The organism is Rubrilithobacter danxiaensis (genome assembly GCF_047272945.1).
Classification (GTDB): Bacteria; Bacteroidota; Bacteroidia; order Sphingobacteriales; family Sphingobacteriaceae; genus Rubrolithibacter; species Rubrolithibacter danxiaensis.
The window spans coordinates 1-19,056 of sequence record NZ_JBKOPS010000011.1; the positions used below are offsets into that span (position 1 = coordinate 1).

19 protein-coding genes are annotated in these 19,056 nt (G+C 37.9%); 11 read left to right on the forward strand and 8 right to left on the reverse strand.

Annotated elements, in window-relative coordinates; genetic code table 11:
* Nucleotides 1–173: 173 nt before the first annotated feature.
* The 10 genes from ACLCDL_RS13975 to ACLCDL_RS14020 all read left to right on the forward strand — a co-directional run bounded on the left by ACLCDL_RS13975 (nucleotide 174) and on the right by ACLCDL_RS14020 (nucleotide 8,242).
* On the forward strand, nucleotides 174–356 hold the full coding sequence (locus ACLCDL_RS13975; RefSeq protein WP_423148973.1) for a hypothetical protein: 183 nt from the start codon (nucleotides 174–176) through the stop codon (nucleotides 354–356).
* Nucleotides 357–618: 262 nt separating this feature from the next.
* Nucleotides 619–939, forward strand: coding sequence for a type II toxin-antitoxin system RelE/ParE family toxin (locus ACLCDL_RS13980; RefSeq protein ID WP_423148974.1), 321 nt, complete (start codon nucleotides 619–621; stop codon nucleotides 937–939).
* On the forward strand, nucleotides 923–1,225 hold the full coding sequence (locus tag ACLCDL_RS13985; protein WP_423148976.1) for a helix-turn-helix domain-containing protein: 303 nt from the start codon (nucleotides 923–925) through the stop codon (nucleotides 1,223–1,225). The genes ACLCDL_RS13980 and ACLCDL_RS13985 overlap by 17 nt, the downstream gene beginning before the upstream one ends.
* A 186-nt stretch (nucleotides 1,226–1,411) precedes the next feature.
* Nucleotides 1,412–2,173, forward strand: a complete 762-nt coding sequence (locus tag ACLCDL_RS13990; protein WP_423148977.1) for a helix-turn-helix domain-containing protein — start codon at nucleotides 1,412–1,414, stop codon at nucleotides 2,171–2,173.
* A gap of 94 nt (nucleotides 2,174–2,267) precedes the next feature.
* Nucleotides 2,268–2,657: a DUF1398 domain-containing protein gene (locus tag ACLCDL_RS13995; RefSeq protein ID WP_423148978.1), complete on the forward strand. Its 390-nt coding sequence runs from the start codon at nucleotides 2,268–2,270 to the stop codon at nucleotides 2,655–2,657.
* 128 nt (nucleotides 2,658–2,785) lie between these two features.
* Nucleotides 2,786–3,541 (forward strand): DUF6597 domain-containing transcriptional factor, encoded by a 756-nt coding sequence (locus tag ACLCDL_RS14000; RefSeq protein WP_423148979.1) that lies wholly within the window; start codon nucleotides 2,786–2,788, stop codon nucleotides 3,539–3,541.
* A 27-nt stretch (nucleotides 3,542–3,568) separates the two neighbouring features.
* Nucleotides 3,569–4,729: an FAD-dependent oxidoreductase gene (locus tag ACLCDL_RS14005; RefSeq protein WP_423148980.1), complete on the forward strand. Its 1,161-nt coding sequence runs from the start codon at nucleotides 3,569–3,571 to the stop codon at nucleotides 4,727–4,729.
* A gap of 177 nt (nucleotides 4,730–4,906) precedes the next feature.
* Nucleotides 4,907–5,671 (forward strand): type I methionyl aminopeptidase, encoded by a 765-nt coding sequence (gene map / locus ACLCDL_RS14010; protein ID WP_423148981.1) that lies wholly within the window; start codon nucleotides 4,907–4,909, stop codon nucleotides 5,669–5,671.
* 276 nt (nucleotides 5,672–5,947) lie between these two features.
* A complete protein-coding gene (locus tag ACLCDL_RS14015) occupies nucleotides 5,948–7,309 on the forward strand; it encodes an alpha/beta fold hydrolase (RefSeq protein ID WP_423148982.1) in 1,362 nt (453 codons plus the stop codon).
* A 111-nt stretch (nucleotides 7,310–7,420) separates the two neighbouring features.
* Nucleotides 7,421–8,242 (forward strand): class I SAM-dependent methyltransferase, encoded by an 822-nt coding sequence (locus ACLCDL_RS14020; protein WP_423148983.1) that lies wholly within the window; start codon nucleotides 7,421–7,423, stop codon nucleotides 8,240–8,242.
* 3 nt (nucleotides 8,243–8,245) lie between these two features.
* Here ACLCDL_RS14020 and ACLCDL_RS14025 read toward each other — a convergent pair whose 3' ends face one another.
* Complete coding sequence (locus tag ACLCDL_RS14025) at nucleotides 8,246–8,665, reverse strand: hypothetical protein (protein WP_423148984.1); 420 nt, start codon at nucleotides 8,663–8,665, stop codon at nucleotides 8,246–8,248.
* Between the two features lie 77 nt (nucleotides 8,666–8,742).
* Nucleotides 8,743–9,717, reverse strand: coding sequence for a nitrilase family protein (locus ACLCDL_RS14030; protein WP_423148985.1), 975 nt, complete (start codon nucleotides 9,715–9,717; stop codon nucleotides 8,743–8,745).
* A gap of 122 nt (nucleotides 9,718–9,839) precedes the next feature.
* Here ACLCDL_RS14030 and ACLCDL_RS14035 point away from each other — a divergent pair, with 122 nt between their 5' ends.
* Entirely contained in the window at nucleotides 9,840–10,673 is an 834-nt protein-coding gene (locus ACLCDL_RS14035) for an alpha/beta fold hydrolase (RefSeq protein ID WP_423148986.1), read from the forward strand.
* 11 nt (nucleotides 10,674–10,684) lie between these two features.
* On the opposite strand, the gene ACLCDL_RS14040 is transcribed toward ACLCDL_RS14035, so the two are convergent.
* The 6 genes from ACLCDL_RS14040 to ACLCDL_RS14065 are packed head-to-tail and all read right to left on the reverse strand — an operon-like array spanning nucleotide 10,685 to nucleotide 19,053.
* The gene (locus ACLCDL_RS14040) at nucleotides 10,685–13,111 is read right to left on the reverse strand and encodes an MG2 domain-containing protein (RefSeq protein WP_423148987.1); all 2,427 of its coding nucleotides are present in this window, start codon (nucleotides 13,109–13,111) and stop codon (nucleotides 10,685–10,687) included.
* A gap of 12 nt (nucleotides 13,112–13,123) precedes the next feature.
* The gene (locus ACLCDL_RS14045) at nucleotides 13,124–14,272 is read right to left on the reverse strand and encodes a DUF4249 domain-containing protein (protein WP_423148988.1); all 1,149 of its coding nucleotides are present in this window, start codon (nucleotides 14,270–14,272) and stop codon (nucleotides 13,124–13,126) included.
* A 5-nt stretch (nucleotides 14,273–14,277) separates the two neighbouring features.
* Entirely contained in the window at nucleotides 14,278–17,046 is a 2,769-nt protein-coding gene (locus ACLCDL_RS14050; protein WP_423148989.1) for a TonB-dependent receptor, read from the reverse strand.
* Between the two features lie 7 nt (nucleotides 17,047–17,053).
* Nucleotides 17,054–17,905, reverse strand: coding sequence for a hypothetical protein (locus tag ACLCDL_RS14055; RefSeq protein WP_423148990.1), 852 nt, complete (start codon nucleotides 17,903–17,905; stop codon nucleotides 17,054–17,056).
* Nucleotides 17,829–18,482: a M15 family metallopeptidase gene (locus ACLCDL_RS14060; RefSeq protein ID WP_423148991.1), complete on the reverse strand. Its 654-nt coding sequence runs from the start codon at nucleotides 18,480–18,482 to the stop codon at nucleotides 17,829–17,831. Before ACLCDL_RS14060 ends, ACLCDL_RS14055 begins: the two co-directional genes overlap by 77 nt.
* A gap of 10 nt (nucleotides 18,483–18,492) precedes the next feature.
* Nucleotides 18,493–19,053 (reverse strand): glycosyl-4,4'-diaponeurosporenoate acyltransferase CrtO family protein, encoded by a 561-nt coding sequence (locus tag ACLCDL_RS14065; RefSeq protein ID WP_423148992.1) that lies wholly within the window; start codon nucleotides 19,051–19,053, stop codon nucleotides 18,493–18,495.
* Nucleotides 19,054–19,056: the final 3 nt, after the last annotated feature.

The window sequence follows — 19,056 nt, forward strand, 5'->3', positions numbered from 1 at the left end:
TAAGGAACAAGCTAATACTACGAGTATTTGCCTGTGTAAAACAAGATAGAAAATATGAAAAAAATTACAATAAATTAGTTGCTTGAATCATAGAAATCACCAAGCCTAAACGTTAGCTGAAATTCCAAAAAAACTAACCTCATAACTAAATCTTTATTCAATTACTTATTCAAATGGGGCCAGAACTCGAACAATTACTTAAAGAATCATTTTCTTCACTTGCATTAATATTAGGTGGATTTTATTTAAAAGTTGCTAAAGACAAAGAACCGTTAGCTTCCAAGAACATGTGGAAAATAGTGATTATCATTGGAGTAATAGGATTTATTTTATCAGTGGGGAGATACCTGTACTAATACTTAAATAAAAGAACTTCAGCTAACACCATGTTTAAATTATGCCCGAGTGACGTGGTTCTCGAACTTTTCTGCTTTTTAGTTACTTTAGTGCAGCTCGAAACGGAGGTGCTTTTAAGCGGGCACAATATAAACACTCAACGTTATATGCGATTTTAACGCCACTAAACAACATCTATCAAACATACTCCACAGATGCAGTTGTTCATTTGGACAACTTTGATTATCTTTGTTCCATATAAGTAATGAGAAAATCAGAACAGTGATTTTGTACAAGGAATACTTTACTGACTTCTTTATCAAACAGAAACAAAAGGTAAAAGACAAAATCATCTGGACTTTTAAACTCATTGAAACCATACAGCAAGTACCCCAAGAGTATTTAAAGCACATGGAGGGTACAGACGGGCTTTACGAAATAAGAGTAAAGCTTGGCAGTGACATCTTTAGAATATTTTGCTTTTTAGATGAGGGCAAACTTATGGTGCTGACGAACGGTTTTCAAAAGAAAACCCAGAAGACGCCAAAGTTAGAAATTGAACGAGCGCTTAAAATTAAGAAGGAGTATGAAACAGAAAAGTAAGTTAAAAACCTTAGACCAGTTTGTAGATGAGCAGTACGGAATGAAGGGGAGTGCTAAACGGGATAAACTTGAAGAAGGCTTTGAGACTTTTAAGCTTGGAGTTCTGCTTCAACAAGCTAGACTTGAAAAAGGTATGACCCAGGAAGAGCTTGCCGAAAAATGTGGAACTAACAAGGGGTATATCTCTAAGATTGAAAATAACATCAAAGAGGTGCGACTTTCGACTTTAAAAAAAATTGTAGAATTGGGACTAGGTGGGCATTTGGAGCTTTCCATCAAACTCTAAGGACAGAAGAAAAACCGCATATAACACGGGCTCTGTTGCAATTGCGGCTGACGCGGTTTATGTTATCTTAGTGCTTTCTATTAAATTAGTGTTAGCTTGGAAGCGACGTGCTATTAATGCCGCAACAGCCTTTAAACACTAACCGTTATAAGCAATTTTACCGATCACTCACACTGACAAACGGAAATGAAATTTGACAAATATTTTCCGACAGAGAAATTAAAGGACTACATAAAATATTACGTGGTATCGGAGAATGACGTTGAAAGCGAATACAAGGTTTTTCCAACTTCCGGACTGGTTATTGGATTTCAGTATAAGGGACAACTTTCATCAGTTGAAGGCAAGGTTATTAGCAAATTAAAGTCGGCAGGAATTACCGGTATTTCTGACAGCTACAAAATCTTCAAAAGTTCGGCAAACATCGGCACAATATTAATTTACTTTACCGAAATCGGTTTTAGGCATTTTTCTTCTAATCCTGCAAATGAACTTTTTAATTTAAGCCTTTCGCTTGACGACATCTTTGGCAAGGCCCAAATAAGTCAGGTAGAAGAAAAATTGTTAATGGCATCCACAGACAAGCAACGAATAAAAGTAGTTGAACAGTTTTTACTATCGCAATTTAAAGACATTCAGACAGATAAATTAATTGTTGAAGCTGTTAAGCTGATCTATCAAAGTAAAGGCACAATTAGAATAAAAGAACTGAACGAAAAATTATTCATTAGTCAAAGTCCGTTTGAGAAACGATTTAGAAAGGTTGTCGGGACAACACCTAAAAAATTTACCTCAATTATTCGATTTAATACTGTTCTTGACAATTTGAACGAAACAAAATCACTCACTGAAATTTGCTTCGAGAACAATTTCTTTGACCAGGCACACTTCATCAAGAACTTCAAAATTTTTACTGGACAAACCCCTAAAAATTTCAAACGCCTCTGATAGAAAACGAATTTTTACAATTACAGGTGTGTTTGACGTTACACCTTTGCATTGTAATTCAACAAATCGTTTATCAAATCGAATTTAAAAGACAATGTTTACAGTAGAACAAATCAAAGCTGCTCACAGCAAGGTTAAATCAGGTGCCGACTTTCCCTCTTACATCAAGGAAATAAAGTCGTTAGGTGTTACGCATTACAGAGCCTATGTTAGAGATGGGCATATTGACTATTACGGTGCGAAAGGCTATACCGCAAAAGTGCCAGCAAAGTATGACCCGATACTGATTGCTGACACGGCAAAGAAGGAAAAATTTAAAGCAGAGTTAATAGCACATCAACAAGGAGAAACAGACTTTCTTACTTTCATTAAAATGTGTGCTGACACAGGAATTGAGAGGTGGGAAATTTGTATGGACAAAATGAGTTGTACATACTTCGACAAAGCAGGAAATGAAATACTGGTAGAAAAAATTCCTCAGTAAAAACTCGCCTCTAACAGCAATTTGGGCTTAATGGCGGAAAAGTGCTTTGTATTGCCAGTGTAACGTACTGCTCGAAGTTTTCTGCTTTTTAATTACATTAGTGCAACCCAACACGAACGTGCTTTATAATGGCCAGTGATTTCGAATATAAATTCATCAAACCCGACAAGTCTCTTGCTGACTTTGTAGAAAATTTCTGGCTGTTAAAAAATCATTCAGACAGCCATAAAGACGTTGTAATTTTACCGGACGGAAGGATTGACTTGTTTTTCTCTCAATCAGCAACAGAACCTTTTCATATCACACTTTCGGGTCTTGAAACACAAGCAGACCAGGCAACATTGACTGCTAAGACAATTATGTTTGCTATAAGTTTCAAACTGCTTGCAACAGAATATATTTTTCAAGATCCAGTTTCCAATTTGTTGAACTACGCAAAGCATTTACCTGTTGACTTTTGGAATTTTAATGAAACCGACTTACACGACTTTGACCTGTTTTGCAACAAGGCTTCACGAAAAATTCAAGCGCTGATACCAAAAGAAATTGATAACAGAAAACAAAAAATTTTTGACCTTATTTATTCATCAAATGGAGCATTGGCGGTAAATGAACTTTCAGAAAAAGTGTTCTGGAGCAGCCGGCAAATCAACCGTTATTTTAATCAGCAGTTTGGAATTTCACTAAAAGCATATTGTAATATTCTTCGTTTTCGTGCTTCGTTTAATCATATTAAAGACGGCAAATTATTTCCACAGCAAAATTTTGCTGATCAATCGCATTTTATCAAAGAAGTAAAAAAACTTTCGGGTGTTTCACCAAAAGAACTGAAGCGAAATCAAAACGACCGATTTATACAATTTTCTACACTTGCACCGAAGTAGCTTTGTGCCGTTAAAAAAGTATTGGGGATGAAACTGCAAAACAAAAAAATAGCTATTGTTGGTGGAGGTCCGGGCGGACTGACATTAGCCAAACTCTTACAGCTTAAAGGCGCAAACGTAAAAGTATATGAACGTGATTTAAACAAACATGCACGTGTGCAAGGCTCACCGCTGGATTTACACGACGATTCGGGTTTGGCTGCCCTGATTAAAGCAAATCTGTTAAACGATTTCAAAAACAACTTTCTGCCAAAAGCAGACCGAAAGAAAATAATGAATGAAAATGCAGAAGTGTTTTATAGCGACCACGAAACGAAAGTGGAAGAAAATTTTGGCAACCCTCATTTTCGCCCGGAAATAGATCGGGGCGCATTACGAAAAATACTTTTGGAGTCTTTACAAGCCGAAACAGTTGTTTGGAATAGTCATTTTATTTCAATGGACAAACAAAATGGCGGCTGGCTGTTACATTTCAAAAGCAAAAATTCTGTTTACTCAGACATTGTTATTGCAGCAGACGGAGCCAACTCAAAAATCCGCCCGTACATTACCAACATAAAAGCCTTTTATTCGGGCGTAACAATGCTTGAAGGCAATATTTATGATGCAAAAAATACGGTACCTAAAATTTCAGCATTACTGAATGGCGGAAAAATAATGGCTTTCGGGAATAAAAAGAATATACTAATGGGACAAAAAGGTAATGGCGAAATTGGTTTTTATGCAAGTTTCAAAGCAGCTGAAAATTGGGTGGAAAATAGTGGCTTAAACTTTTCTGATAAAATACAGTTGCTTGAATGGTTTAAAAAAGAGTATTCCGAATGGAGCAACTCATGGCACGAACTATTTGAAAACGCAGTAACGCCTTTCGTACCACGTCCGATATATTGTATGCCTTTAGACCAAACCTGGGAAGCCTTGCCAAACCTAACAATGCTTGGGGATGCGGCTCACGTTATGCCACCCTTTGCAGGCGAAGGTGTGAATATGGCTATGCGTGACGCATTGGAATTAAGCGACTGTTTAACGTCAGACAAATACAAAACTTTGCAGGAAGCCATATCTGCTTATGAAACATCTATGCGTAAGAGGGCATCAGCCGCAGCAAAAGAATCGCTTGAAAATGGCGAAGCAATGCATAGTGAAAAATCCTTGACAACAATGCTTGAATTCTTTAGTCAACACTAAAAAATGAGTTGTAAATAGAGGTTTAAACTGTCGATACAGCAGTTTTCAGGTTAGAGGTTTGCGGTTTTCGTCCTCAATTATTACAACTTAAATCACTACCTTGTTGTATTCATGATATAAATAGCATATTAAATAAACTGTGCTATCTAAAAACATAAACAAACAGGTAAAACAAAAATGTCAATATCAAAAGAAACGGAACTGATCGGCATGAAAGCAGCAAGCGAAGCCGTTGCCTGCACTTTGAAGGAAATGAGTGACTATGCTCGACCAGGAATATCAACAAAGCAATTAGACAACTACGGTGCAAAAATACTTGCAGATTTTGGCGCAAAATCAGCACCTTATTTGACTTATGGTTTTCCCGGCTGGACTTGTATCAGCGTGAACAATGAATTCTGCCACGGCATTCCTTCCAATAACAGAATACTACAGGAAGGCGATCTGGTAAATATTGATGTTTCAGCCGAACTTAACGGCTTTTGGTCGGACAACGGGAACTCATTTGTGCTTGGCGAAGATATACATCAACACCAAAAACTGGTAAATGCTTCAAAAGAGATTTTGCATAAAGCAATTTTCAATATAAGAGGCGGAGTTCGTATTTCGGACATTGGACATCTGATAGAAACGGAAGCGAAGAAACGTGGCTACAAAGTAATCAAAAACCTCACAGGACATGGAGTAGGCAGAAGTTTGCACGAGGAGCCATCTGAAATTGCAAACTTTAAAGATAAGTTCAATCTTACCAGATTCAGGAAAAATTCGGTGGTGGCTATCGAAACATTTATTTCAACGACTTCCACCTATGCAGAAACTTTGGAGGATGGCTGGACAATGGTTGGTAATAAAGGAGGATTTATGGCGCAACACGAACACACCATTGTTGTTACCGACGGCAAACCAATTATATTGACCGAGATGAATGAAATATGGAATTAAAAGGCCTCCAGTATCGAATGATATGATTTAAGCAATAAGTGCATTGAATTAAAAGATCAACTTCTTACTATTTGCTGGTTGTAAAGCTCTATGTCTTTTCAGATCTTTCTGTTAAATTAGTAAAGGTTTGCCGTTAGCTAAAACAAGCTTGTACCGATTGCAGCAATAATTCCAATGATTAGTAGATTTATTACTTTTACTCTATTGTTGATACCTGTGTTATGTTTTTCCCAAACAGACACTTCAAAACAAAAATTAATCTTTCGTGAATTTAAGATGAAGGCATATACAGGTGACAGCATTACCTATAGCCTGTCTAAAATCAGTGTCTCCGAGAATCGACTATCTGCAACTTCCCGTTCTATCCAGTTATCCCTTCTTAAACTAAAAGCAAAAGCCCAAAATCCGTCTTTTCCAATTTTATTTCTGGCAGGCGGACCCGGACAGTCCGGCATCAATTATATAAAGGAGGATTATTTTCAAAAGCTAATCTTTCAATTGCAGCAAGACCATGATATTATTTTACTTGATCAACGCGGTTCGGGTAGTTCTTTACCTTCTTTGATTTACAAAGTACCATTGTCTGATAAGAAAGATATCTTTTTATCAAAAGACAAAATAATACAAGTATCGGATCTCATTTCAAAGGCCGGGGCAGACACTTTTAAAGTAAGAAATATTGATATCAGAGGGTACAATACAATTCAGAATGCCGATGACCTGAATGATATAAGAATAGCATTAGGTGTGCCTAAAATTAATCTGCTTGCAGTCAGTTATGGAACCCATCTTGCACTAGCGGCTGCACGAAAATATCCCGACTTCATTAATCAAATGGTGTTGATTGGCACATCTGGGTTAAACGACATGCACCATTTGCCTTTTGCATATGACGCACAGCTTCAAAAAATTTCTGATTTAGCCGCTCAGGATACCGCTATCAATAAACAAGTACCCAATATGATAGCACTATTAAAAAAAGTTTTGGCTAAGCTTGAAAAAGAACCGGTACATGTACAGATTAAAGACAAGAAAGCTGATGAAATGATTGATATTGCTGTTGGCAAGTTTGGGCTTCAGATGATACTGAGACTTGATGCCGGGGATTCTTATGACTTCATTTATTTTCCTGCTCTTTTGCACGGAATAGATAAAGGCAATTATAGTTTGTTACAGGAGTATGTTGAAAAGCGGTATAACCAATTCAACAGTGATTATAGCTCAGGTATTGGTGTAATGCGCACAGCATCAGGAGCAACCAAAGAACGGTATGCGGTAATAGAAGAACAAGGTAAAACGGCATTGTTAGGAAATTCTATGAACACACCCGACATTTATACAAAGAATTATTTTGGGGATATCGATTTGGGAGATAATTTCAGAAAGTCCTTCTCCAGCAGTATAAGTACATTATTTATTAGCGGCACCATGGACAGTAATACGCCTCCATCTAATGCGGTAGAAGTTAAAAAGTCGTTTACAAACGCTGAGCATCTTCTTGTTGAATATGCTTCGCATGAGGATATGTTACCTGATGAAAGTGTTCAAAAAGAGATTGTGGAATTTTACAAAAAAAATCAAGTTGACCATATCCACCTTTCACTTCCGAAGCCAAAATTTGAAGCGCCTTTTAAATAAGTAACATATCTTATACCGATACCACAGGGAGAGCCAGTAACCCGTTACACTAAACAAGAAGTATGCACTTCGTTTTGAGCACAGATTCTTTATCTTGCTACATTTGCAGCGATGAAATCTCCTAAATTAATCAGTTATACAATTGAAGAATTTTATTCTCAAACATCAGAAGAGATTAGATTAGAGCTCGGGTTAGGTCCGCTTGAATTTGAAAGAAACAAAGAGCTGATAACCCGTTTTCTTCCCTCCAAAGGTGTAATTATTGATGTAGGTGGCGGGCCGGGGGCATATTCTGAATGGCTGGCAAAACAAGGATATAAAGTACACCTCGTTGACCCGGTTTTAAAACACATAAAACAAGCAAGTAAAAGAGCAGAGAAATTAAAAAACTCTTTTAAATGCATTTTAGGAGAGGCTCGTAAGCTTGACTTACCGGATAATTTTGCGGACCTACTGATTTTACATGGCCCGTTATACCATTTGCAAAATAGAAAAGACCGCACAGACGCTTTAAAGGAAGCTAAACGAGTTTTGAAAAAAGGTGGCATTGTATTGGGTTTCTCGATAAATTATACAGCCTCTACCCTTGCAGGTTTGCTGAACGGAATTATTCATGATTCTTCTTTTTTTGAAATGTGTAAAGAGGAATTAATTTCAGGTCGGCACCATGCGCCAGAAAATTTGCCGGGAATTTTACCGGAAGCTTATTACCACAGGCCAGCGGAGCTGGAAGCAGAATTTATAGAATCCGGACTGGAAGTTATCAATATATTTGCGGTTGAAGGAATGATCTGGCTTGATAAAAATTATTTCGAAACCCGTTCTGATCCGGCAAAAAAAGAACTTATAATGAATTTACTGCGAATGACCGAAACCGACAGATCATTGCTGGCATTAAGTCCGCATATGATGATTGCCGCCAGGAAAAATTAAAAATTATTTACGGTAGCCTGTTATGGTTTGTGAATTGCTTTGCCCGCCAACACCGGTTCTTGTAACTTGCAGAACCAGCTTTTTCTTGTCCAGGTATATAATATTATAAGTTATCGTATCGGCAGAAAACGAAGCAACTTTCAGATGATGGGGATCAGCAAATTCGTAATCAGATATCTTCCAGTGATCGGTATCCCAAACCTGGTACTGCCCGTCGCGGGTAAATTTAAGATAAGCAGGCAATACACTGTTTTCAAGCTCTATTTCTTCCCCGGAAATTTCAGTTGCTGCAGAAGACTCTTTGTCAATTTTCCAGGTACCTATTAAAAGATTTTGAGGAGTATCAGGAATTTCCTCCGTTTTTTTACATGCAAAAAGTAACGTGGAGATTATTATTACTGCAAGGGTATGTTTTATTTTCATCCGGTTGCTACAATTTTAAAAATGCAAAAATGAAAGCATTATCATTTAAAAACGTTTTATCTGTTTAATGAATACTTTTAGACATTTTTTTCTTCTTCTTTTTCCTCTTTCTCTAACCAAACTACTTTCTGCTCAGGCTCGTGTTCCTGTCCAATAATTTCACGGTAAAGCTCGGGTCGTCTTGCTTTTTTATAACGGTAGCCCCCAGCGTCGTATAATTTATCAGGTGTAATGGTTGCTATCGCGATGTCGTTATCCAACTTACGACATTCCGCAATAACATCCCCGAAAGGATCCAGAATCATCGAGCAACCGTTCTTCAGCTGGTCATCATCCATCCCGATAGGATTTGAGAACACCGCATACACGGCATTATCATATGCCCGAGCCGGCAGCCACTTCATCAGCCATCCGCGGCCTTTCAGTCCATCGAATTCGAGTCTTAAGGAAGTCGAATCATTCTCACGGTTGTACCACAATTTCGGATCAACAAAACCGGCACCGGGGCGTGTTGAAGGGGTGCACATAGTAACGTGCGGCATAAAAATAATATCAGCGCCAAGCAAGTTAGTAGCCCGTACATTCTCAATGATATTATTGTCATAACAGATCAATATACCGCATTTCCAGCCAAGCAGTTCGAAAACGCAGTATTGATCGCCGGGAGTTAAATGCGGATTAATAAACGGGTGAAGTTTTCTGTACTTAGCAACCAGTCCGTTTTTATCTACACATACATATGCCTTATAAAGCTTATCTTCTTTATCCTTTTCGAACAAGCCTGCTAAAACTGCTATATTATTTTTCTTTGCAATTGCCGTAAGTTTAGCAACACTGTCACCATCAGGAATATATTCTGCTATATCCAGCATCTGCTCTTTAGACAAATGACGGGCAAAAGTGTATCCCGTTACCGAGCATTCATGAAAAGCAATTACCTGTGCACCCTCTTTTACTGCTTTTTCTGAAAGCTGATCAATTACTTGCAAATTATATGCTTTATCTCCGCTCTTATTTTCAAACTGTGCTGTTGCTATTTTTATATTTTTCATGATGTATCAAATTGCCGATTATTTCAAGATAAGAATTTTCTTATATGCTTAGAAAAGATTCCCCATCTTTTAAATAAATCTGACATTTTTAGAAATTACAGAATAATGTATACATTTATTTTATGCTTAAGTCTATTCCAGAAAAAATCGTTCTTCTTTGCGTCCTGCTGATAATTAATTCGGCATGTTTTTCTGAAACTATAAACGCAATAACCAGTGAAAAAGTTACTACCGCTTACTTTACTTCGTTTGATGGAACAAAAATCTATTATGAAGTTGCGGGAACAGGCAAACCGGTAATTTTGGTTCATGGGTTTACCGGGACAAGCCAGGGCTGGAAACACGGCGCTTTATATCAGGACTTAATTACTAATGGATTTAAGGTAATAAGCCTGGATTTAAGAGGAAATGGAAAATCCGATAAACCGACAAGTGCTAAGGGATATGAAAATGATGCAGAAGCCAAAGATATCATCGGCCTTGCTAACCATTTAAAAATTAAAAATTATGATGTTGTCGGTTACTCCAGAGGTTCGATAATTACTGCCCGTGTGCTGGTGCTTGACAACAATGTACACAAAGCCGTGCTTGGTGGTATGGGTACCGGCTTTACCGACCCGCAGTGGCCCCGGCGAATTATGTTCTACAAAGCATTGAGCGGCGAACCTGTAAAAGAACTGGAGGGATTTATAAAATCAATAAAACAACGGGGTTTAGATCAGCAATCACTTGCATTTCAGCAAAAGGAACAACCCAGCACCTCTCCCGCAGAATTAGCAAAAATTAAAATTCCGGTGCTGTTAATTTCCGGTGATCAGGATAGTGATAATGGTTCTGCAAAAGAACTCTCTGAATTAATCCCCGGATCGGAAATTGAAACAACGCCGGGTGATCATGATCACGCCAGTCAGACTCCTGAATTTTCAAAAGCAGTTATCGGGTTTTTAAAAAAATAATACTTATTCTGCTATTTTACTTCAAACGTGGCTTGAGTTGCTCCTGTCATTCCATCCGCGTTTATCCCTTGTATAACTACCAGGTATTTGCCTGTTTCATCAGAGGTATAAAATGACACTTTTTGTTCTTCGCCTTTGGTTTTAATTTCCGGTGACCAGTAAAGAAGGTTTCGCAAATCGGGAAGCCGGCTTTTTAAAGATTCGGGAGTATCATATTGCGGAGCGTAAAACTCTCTTTCCAATTGTAATCCTTCATATTCTTTTACCAATGCTGCAGGATTAATTTTAAAATCGGCCAGATCACCCCGGTAAGTGCTAAAGCTTGCAATACCCTCATATGCGGCATTTCCCTGAAAAAATTTATTGGTAAGCACATCCAGGCGTTGAATTTTAAGCGCATCTACAGCCATTAGCGGGTTTATATTAAAAACAGGTATTCCATCCAGTAATACCATCGGTGCATTCAGGAAATTTCTTTTATTCAGCCGGTCATAAACCCAGATGTGGTAACCATCTTTCCGGTTTCTAACTTCAACCCCTTCTACATATTCCTGCAACACTTCTTCAAGTGTTTTAAAACGGGTGTAATCATCTAAAAAATAACGCTCATCGGGCTTTCCGTAAAAAGGAACGGAATCTGTAACCGGGATCTTAAACTGCTGTTTGTATGTATTGAAATAAGCGTTTTGAGTTTGCAGGCCAAGATTTCGTTTAACCAATAAGGCTTTCTGATTTTCTCCTACATCTATTCTCTCCAGTCCGTATTTACTATATTTTTCTGAAAAAGGATCGAATAGTTCGATCTTGTAGGTGCTGTCTTTGCGCAGATCTGTTTGTACAATCAATTCCTTAAATCCATAAAAATCCTGTGTTTCAAATCTTACAATGCCATTTTCGTCGCTTGTGGAATTATAAAGCGCTATCTTTTTATCAGGCGCAGACAAATAGGCTGTAATATTGTGAGCCGCTTTGCCTGTTTGCGTATCCGTAATTCTCCCTGTAATTAAATGGCCGTTTATTTCAGGCATAAATTCATATTCCGGATTCTTATCGGAAAGCACATTATACCATTTAAACCTGCTCCAACCTTGCGTAAGCATCAGATTATCCAAAGCTGAATCTGCCTGCGGCGAAGAATTTTTTAAATAATATCGCGGGTTTTCTATATGCCCTTTTAAATCGGAGTTTAACCAAAGGAAACTTGTTATATCTGCGGAAGCATCCGATTGAAGTGAATCTATTTTATAAACGGCTAAAGATAAATTTGCAGGAGAACGCTTGTTTTGCTTTCCGTATGTTTCAATATCAAGCACAACTTTTTTCCTCACATTGTATTGAACCCGATCTGTTTTAGCGGAAATTGCCAGCACTTCTGCCGGCCTTTTAAAATACAAACGCTCGCAAACCGGCAGGTTTTTACTATTAAAAACTGTTAAATGTGAAATACCTTCATCTAAATCCTTTTTATTCAGATTAAAAATTGCCTTGCCTTGTTCCAATAAATTTCCTTTTGCTAAAGCAATTACATTACGTGTATGTACAAGGAGATAAACCGGTTCGTTTAAATGAGTTTGATTGTTTGAGCGAACTGTTACCTGTAGCTGCGTTTTATCCAGGTTTTCCAGATTCATAACGTATCCCTTGTCAAAAACGCGGGGCAGCTTTTTTACTATTTCTTTTCCATCAGGCAATGTGAGGATTGCCTGGTACTCTTCCCCGTTCACGGCAGTGAAGAAAAAGTGTCCCATACCAAATTTCAATGGTTTAAAACCGGTTATGACTTTCCCGTTCTTAGTTCTCAGCTCGCCATTAAAATCCACCCCATTACCTTCGGAATTGCTCACTTTAAAAGCAACCTTACTGGTTAAACCGTTAACAAGATTACCGCCTTCCGGGAAAAACTGAACATCATACTCAGTATCCTCTTTTCTAAATTCGGGCCCCAGTTTTTTTGTGGTATTCAGTATGGTGAGAGTAGAATGAAAATAAAATTGAGGATTAAAGTTCTTCATCCAGCTGGTATAAACCCTGAGTGTGTAATAACCGGAACTTAACTCTTCCGGTATATCGAAGCTTGCTTTTCCAAAGCCGTTATCCAGTGCAACTTTCGCCTGTAAAACCGGATTTTGACTCTTATCCAAAATTTCAACATACGCAACTTTACTCAAGGTTAATGGCTTATGAAAAGTAGCATCGACGCAGTAGATTTTAAGCCAGACCGTTTCACCGGAAAGGTATAAAGGTCGGTCGTGATGAACGAAAATCTTTTCCTGCAGTTCTTTGCTGCGGTAATCGTTAAACCTCCCGGCAATAGTTTTTAAAGAATCGGTCTGTCCGAAAGAATCAAGGCAAGCTATAAAAGAAATTAGAAAAAGAAAGCAGCCAACCGATTTCCGATTGAATTTATTAATTACTGCTGAGATAAAATTTCTATTCACTTGTTAAATACTTTATTGCCAGAAAGTAGGTTTTACATTCGTTCCCCGAAGGCGGCAGTCTGTACATTCTTTTGTGCCTATATAATAGCCCTGCAACACAAAAAAAGGCGCAGGAGAGAAAAAAGGATAAATGGGAATATACTGACCGGTTTCAATGTAAGGCATTACCTGGCTTAAGAACATCTTCATAGGCTCGTCGCAATCCTCATACCCTGTTTGATATTCCCATTCCGCAGGCAATTGCTCATTTGAAATAAAAATCCTTTTTTCAGTAACTCCGTAAGCGCCTGTAAAACCTATAACCGTTTCATCCGGATTGGTAAGGCAATGGATATTTCCTAAAAGCCGGGAAGGAAGCGGATCGTACATGGAACCTATGTTTTCCGTATTTTTCTGCAAAGTTTCCCAATACTGGTATTCTTCTTCGCTTTGAGCGTATTGCTTAACCAGAATACTGTATTTATACCGGAGTTTTACAGAATTTGACGGGAGGAAGTGTAATGGATATTCAGAAATAATATCCTGCTCCAGTTTTAAGGAATTACTTATATCAATCTCATTTGAGCGGTCGCTTGTCCAGCAATGGTAAATATCATCCGTCCGGGTTACTACCGTATCGGGTACATACATCAGAACGGAGTTATACAGAGAAGTAAATTCCCAGGTGTCTTCATAATCCCACCTGTAATAACGGGTTGCATTTTTTGTATCGTGGCTGTTCACATAAATCTGAAGTCCATCGCTTTGCACTTTCCAGCTTATGCTATCAATCTCAGGAGTTTCCAATACCGGTACAAAATCAGAAGCGTATTCTTTCCCGTTAGTGGTCTTTATTGACAAACGGTATTTCCGGGTTTTATCAAGAGTCAATAAAGCTGACAAATAAGTTCCTGCTCCTGTTTCGTTTAAACTGCTTTTTTCACCCTGTTCATCTTCAATAAATACCTGTGCATTACTTTCGGGAGTAGCTTTTCCGCTATCAGAAAGGTTTAGTGTCCGCGAAAGCGTAATCTCTGTAATTCCTTTACTGTTTATAAAACCGTTTACTGTTAAAAAACTGTTATCTGTTTTTACAACTTCAACATCATAAGGACTTACACAATAGCTGAAGATTAGTAAAATAAAACCTGATAAAAACCGATACAGTATTTTACTATCCATTTAAGTCAGAATTTAAAATTATAAGTTAACGTTGGAATAGGCTTACCGAAAATAGTAAGCTGATAGCCATTTATCCTACCTTCTTCCGTTTTATAAAAAACTGAAAAAGGGTTCTTTCGACCGGTTAAATTATACACTGCTAAAGTCCAGGAACTATGCGCCAGTTTTTTCACTTTATGATTTCCTTCCAGGTTAAGCGCAATATCAGCCCTGTAATAATCCGGAACACGATATTCGTTGCGGTTAGAATACAATATGCGGATTGAATTATTTACATAATATTTAGCAAGCGGCAGGGTAATAGGCCTGCCGGTAGTATATGTAAAATTAAAAGAAACGCTAAACCGTTGATTAAACCGGTAATTGCTTATTAATGTAAGATCGTGGGGTTTATCGAAATTACTTGGATAAAACTGACCTTCATTTATTATATCTGAAGCCGTTTCGGCGTTTACCCGGACCAGGGAACGTGAGTAAGTATATCCTAACCAACCATTCAGTTTCCCGGTCAATTTCTTTATCAGAAATTCAACTCCATAAGCCTTTCCTTCTGCATTTATTATATCCGTTTCTATGTGATGATTTAATATTAAAACTGCTCCGTTTTTATAATCAACAAAATCCTTCATCTTTTTATAGTAACCTTCAACAGATGCTTCAATGGTATTAGACTTAAAATTATGATAATAGCCCAACGAAATTTGGTCGCCAAGCTGAGGACGTATGTGCGAATCACTCAATTTCCAGATATCGGTAGGCGACATAGTAACCGTATTGGAAAGCATGTGAATGTATTGGCGCTGGCGATTGTAACTAACTTTTACTGAAGATGACGGAGAAAGAGTGTAATTAGCCGAAAAACGATACTCAGGGCCATGGTAGGTTTTCAAAATATCTCCATTGCTGTATTTCAACGTGTCGGTAATAGTAGAAACTGTTTTAGATGCACCCGGTAAATACTGATAAACATCCTTCGGGCCCAAAGCATTATAAAGGGAATAACGTAATCCGAGATATACGGTAAAATGAGGACTTATAGTAATCTGATCTGACACGAACATGGCTGATTCAAGAGCTCTTTCTTTCTGCAGAATATCAGTTGCAATAAGTGACGCGTCACCAAGGGGTTTTCTTGATCCCGGAGAAATGTTATAAAAAATACCACTCAGGCCAAATTCAACCGTATGTTTTGTATTGGGGAAGTAATTGAAATTTGCAGAAAAATTATTTTGGTTAATAGTGTATTTTAATCGGGAAGCAGTAACGGGATTATCATCATCGGCCACGTTATAAGAGTAGTTAGTAAATCCGCCGGAAAAAACACCGGAAAGTTTATTATTAAAAATATGCTTCCATTTTAATATCCCGTTTTTATTTGCGTAACTGTACGTTGTATCGGCTCCCAACCGAAAACGATCATGACTTAAATAAGCGTTCATGTACAAGGTATTCTTTTCATTGATATCGTGATTTATCTGCGCATTGACATCGTAAAAAGAAGCTGCACTTTTTTTAAAAGTAGCATCAGGAACAATTTTTAACAGCCAGTCTGAATAGGTGGAGCGTCCATTTATCAGGAAGGAAGTTCTGTCTTTTTTTATAGGGCCTTCAAGCGTTAACCTGCTTGTAAGTAACCCGATTCCTCCCATTCCTGAAAATTTCTTTTTATTCCCGTCTCGTGAATCTACCTCCAGCACAGAAGAAAGTCGTCCGCCATATTTTGCAGGAACAGAGCTTTTATATAACTCCACTGTTTTCATAATATCAGGATTAAAGGCGGAGAAAAAGCCAAATAAATGTGACGGATTATAAACAGCAGAGCCATTAAATAAAACAAGGTTCTGATCAGCAGCTCCACCGCGTACGTTCATTCCCGTACTGCCCTCGCCTACCGATTTAACTCCCGGAAGCGTTAATACAACCCTAAGGATATCACTCTCGCCAAATGCAGTCGGAATCTGTTTAATGGTTTTGACATCAAGTTTTTCCACACCCATTTGTACTCCCTTTACATTTTTATCCCTGTCGGCACGCACTATTACTTCTTTTAGCGAAGTAACCTCATCTTCGAGTTCAATATCCAGTCTCCCGTCTGAATAAATAATGATTTGCCGCTTTGTATTTTTCAGTCCGCCTGCTTTAATTTTTAATTCGTTACGGCCTACAGGAAGTTTAAGAGAATAAAAACCGTTATGATTGCTGGCCGTTACAACAGACGGGTTTTCGGTATAAACCGAAGTTCCCTGAATTCTTTCTCCGGTATTTGCATTTTTAATATAACCGCTTAATGTTGCGTAAGCATTACTACCGGCTTTCCCTTTATTGCCAATCTCGTAAAGTTTTATTTCTGCTGTGCTTTTAGATCTTTTTATTGCAGGATTACCTGCTATGGGCACTAACTCATTTTTATCTGTCCCACTGGAGGATGTATCAAAAAAATCACCGGGAAGATTCAGAGAAAGGGCCTGCCCTCTGGTGATAAAAACACGACTCTGATCATCAATAGCAAATTTTATAGCTGTATTTTTAAAGATAAGCTGCAATATTTCGGGCAAGGTTTTTTCTTTTACCTGTATAGTTACTTCCAGGCCGTCGGTTAGCGCCTCATCAAAATAAAAACGATACAAAGTTGCTGATTCAATTTCCGTCACTACCTGCTCAAATTTGAGATGGTTGAAATCAAAAGTTAATTTAGGCTCATTGTTTTGCCCAAAAGCGCTCAGGCTTAAAAAGATAGTTTGGAATAAAAAAACAAACCGGAAAAAACGAGCCATAATCACCTTAGTTACTTACAAGAGTTTCATAATTAGTTACCAGCCTCACAATATCTGTCTCGATATCGTTTTTAAATTTCAAATTACTATTTCTTGCATACTGCTTCAGCTCTTTTCTCTTGTCTTCAAAACAGTTTAACAGCGTTTTTCTGTCACTCACTTCCTGATAATCATTATTTTTCAATACAAAATACCGGTTGCTTTCTGCATACTTTCCTTCCAGTCCAATGTCTGTTGTTCTCTCCTGTGATATTTTTGATCTTCTGGCAAACACTTTCACTTTATTATCATATACTACTTCATAAAATCCATCAGCAACAGCGAGATCATTGAAGGAGAGGTATTTAAAGTTATGCGAGCCAATAGAAAATCGTTTTACTTTTTCTTTTACCAGCCGGATTTGAATACCGGTTGCGGGATTTGTTACTACAATCTGGTCTTGTACCATATCATAAAGCAAAGGCACGGATGTAAACAGATGGCCGTTATAAAAAACACTTCCGGTTTGCTGTTTATCACTTTTAAAAAAAGGATGGCCTTTTAAGTAGGATTTTCTCTGGTTTTCGTATTCAAAACCGGTATAAAGTGGAGATGGGGAGTTTACTGCTTTAGTATAAAGCACAACAAGGTTATCTTTTGCTGATGAAAAGTACAAAGAGTCTGACTGTGCCCGTGCAGAACTACAGGCAAAAAGTGCACAGGCAAATGTTAAAGACCGAAAGATCATCGGCGACAGGATAAATTGGTTAGATGAAGATAGGAAAATCTTTTTACTGATAAGATTATTTAATATCTGAAAAAGGAATGTTTCCAATGCGGTATTCTGAAGAATCTTTATAATTAAAGTGCCACCATTCATGTGGAAGTACTTTAAATCCCTGCTCTTCCATTTTAGATCGTAGCAAATCCCTCATTTTGCGTTGTGTCTCTGTTCCGCCGGTATAAGCGGAATAAGAACGTTCGGACATTTCATCATACGCTCCAGGCATTTGAACTTCCCGGCCCGTAGCAATTTCGTATAAACTCAGGTCAACAGCACAGCCGCGATTATGAACCGAGCCGATTTTAGGATCTGCAACAAAGATATGTTTCTCCCTGGGCGTAATATCCCAAAAGTATTTCGTAACGCTCCACGGGCGATAACCATCAAAAACCAGTAAACCGAAACCCAGGGATTTCAATTCTTTATTTACCCGCACCACTGCAACTGCAGCATCACGCTGAAGGAAAGCTCTGGCTTCAGAATAAACGGGGCGGCCTGCAAAGTTATTTGAAGTGGCATATCGAATATCAAGTTTTATTGTACTGTCCAGTTTGATTAGTTCTACCAGGTCAGGTTCTCGTAAACTCCTTTTTTCATGAGGCGGCTTAACAGCACAACCTGTTTCGATAAGCAGAAAAATCAACAGAATTGAAAAAAGATACAGGGATTTCATGAAAGCATGTTTACTTATTATTACCCAAAATTCTGTTAACTCTTATCCTGTTGTATTGCTGAAGAAATATGGGATATATATTAAAAATAAGATTATTAACGGTTAAAAGCAAAGCCCAGACATACAAGCCCTTAACCAAGGCATAGACGCTTGCAAACAGGAAAAACAGAAACATTATAAAATGGACTTTTTCATAAAAGTACGTTTTATTGTAGGGCTTTCGTAGAGATTCCCTGCTATCAAGGACTTTATATTCTGGAAATTTTCTCCTTACAAACTTGTTAACAAGATCCCCGTCCTGCGTATATTTTTTAACTATTCTGATTCCTATTCTGTTATAAACAGTACTGCTTTTACCAAGTTGCAGGGCTTTGAAGAAGGAATGAGGAAGGAATCCGGAAAGGATGCTTATTGTTAACAGCACGTAAAGGATCTTTAAATCCATGTAACCATAGCAAAAATAGCCCAAGGGGATTAAATTCAGCAAAGACCAGAATATAACCGGGATCTGGTTATAGGTTGTAACTATTCTTTTTATCCTGGCTGATTTTTCCACTTCCTGTGATTTCATTAC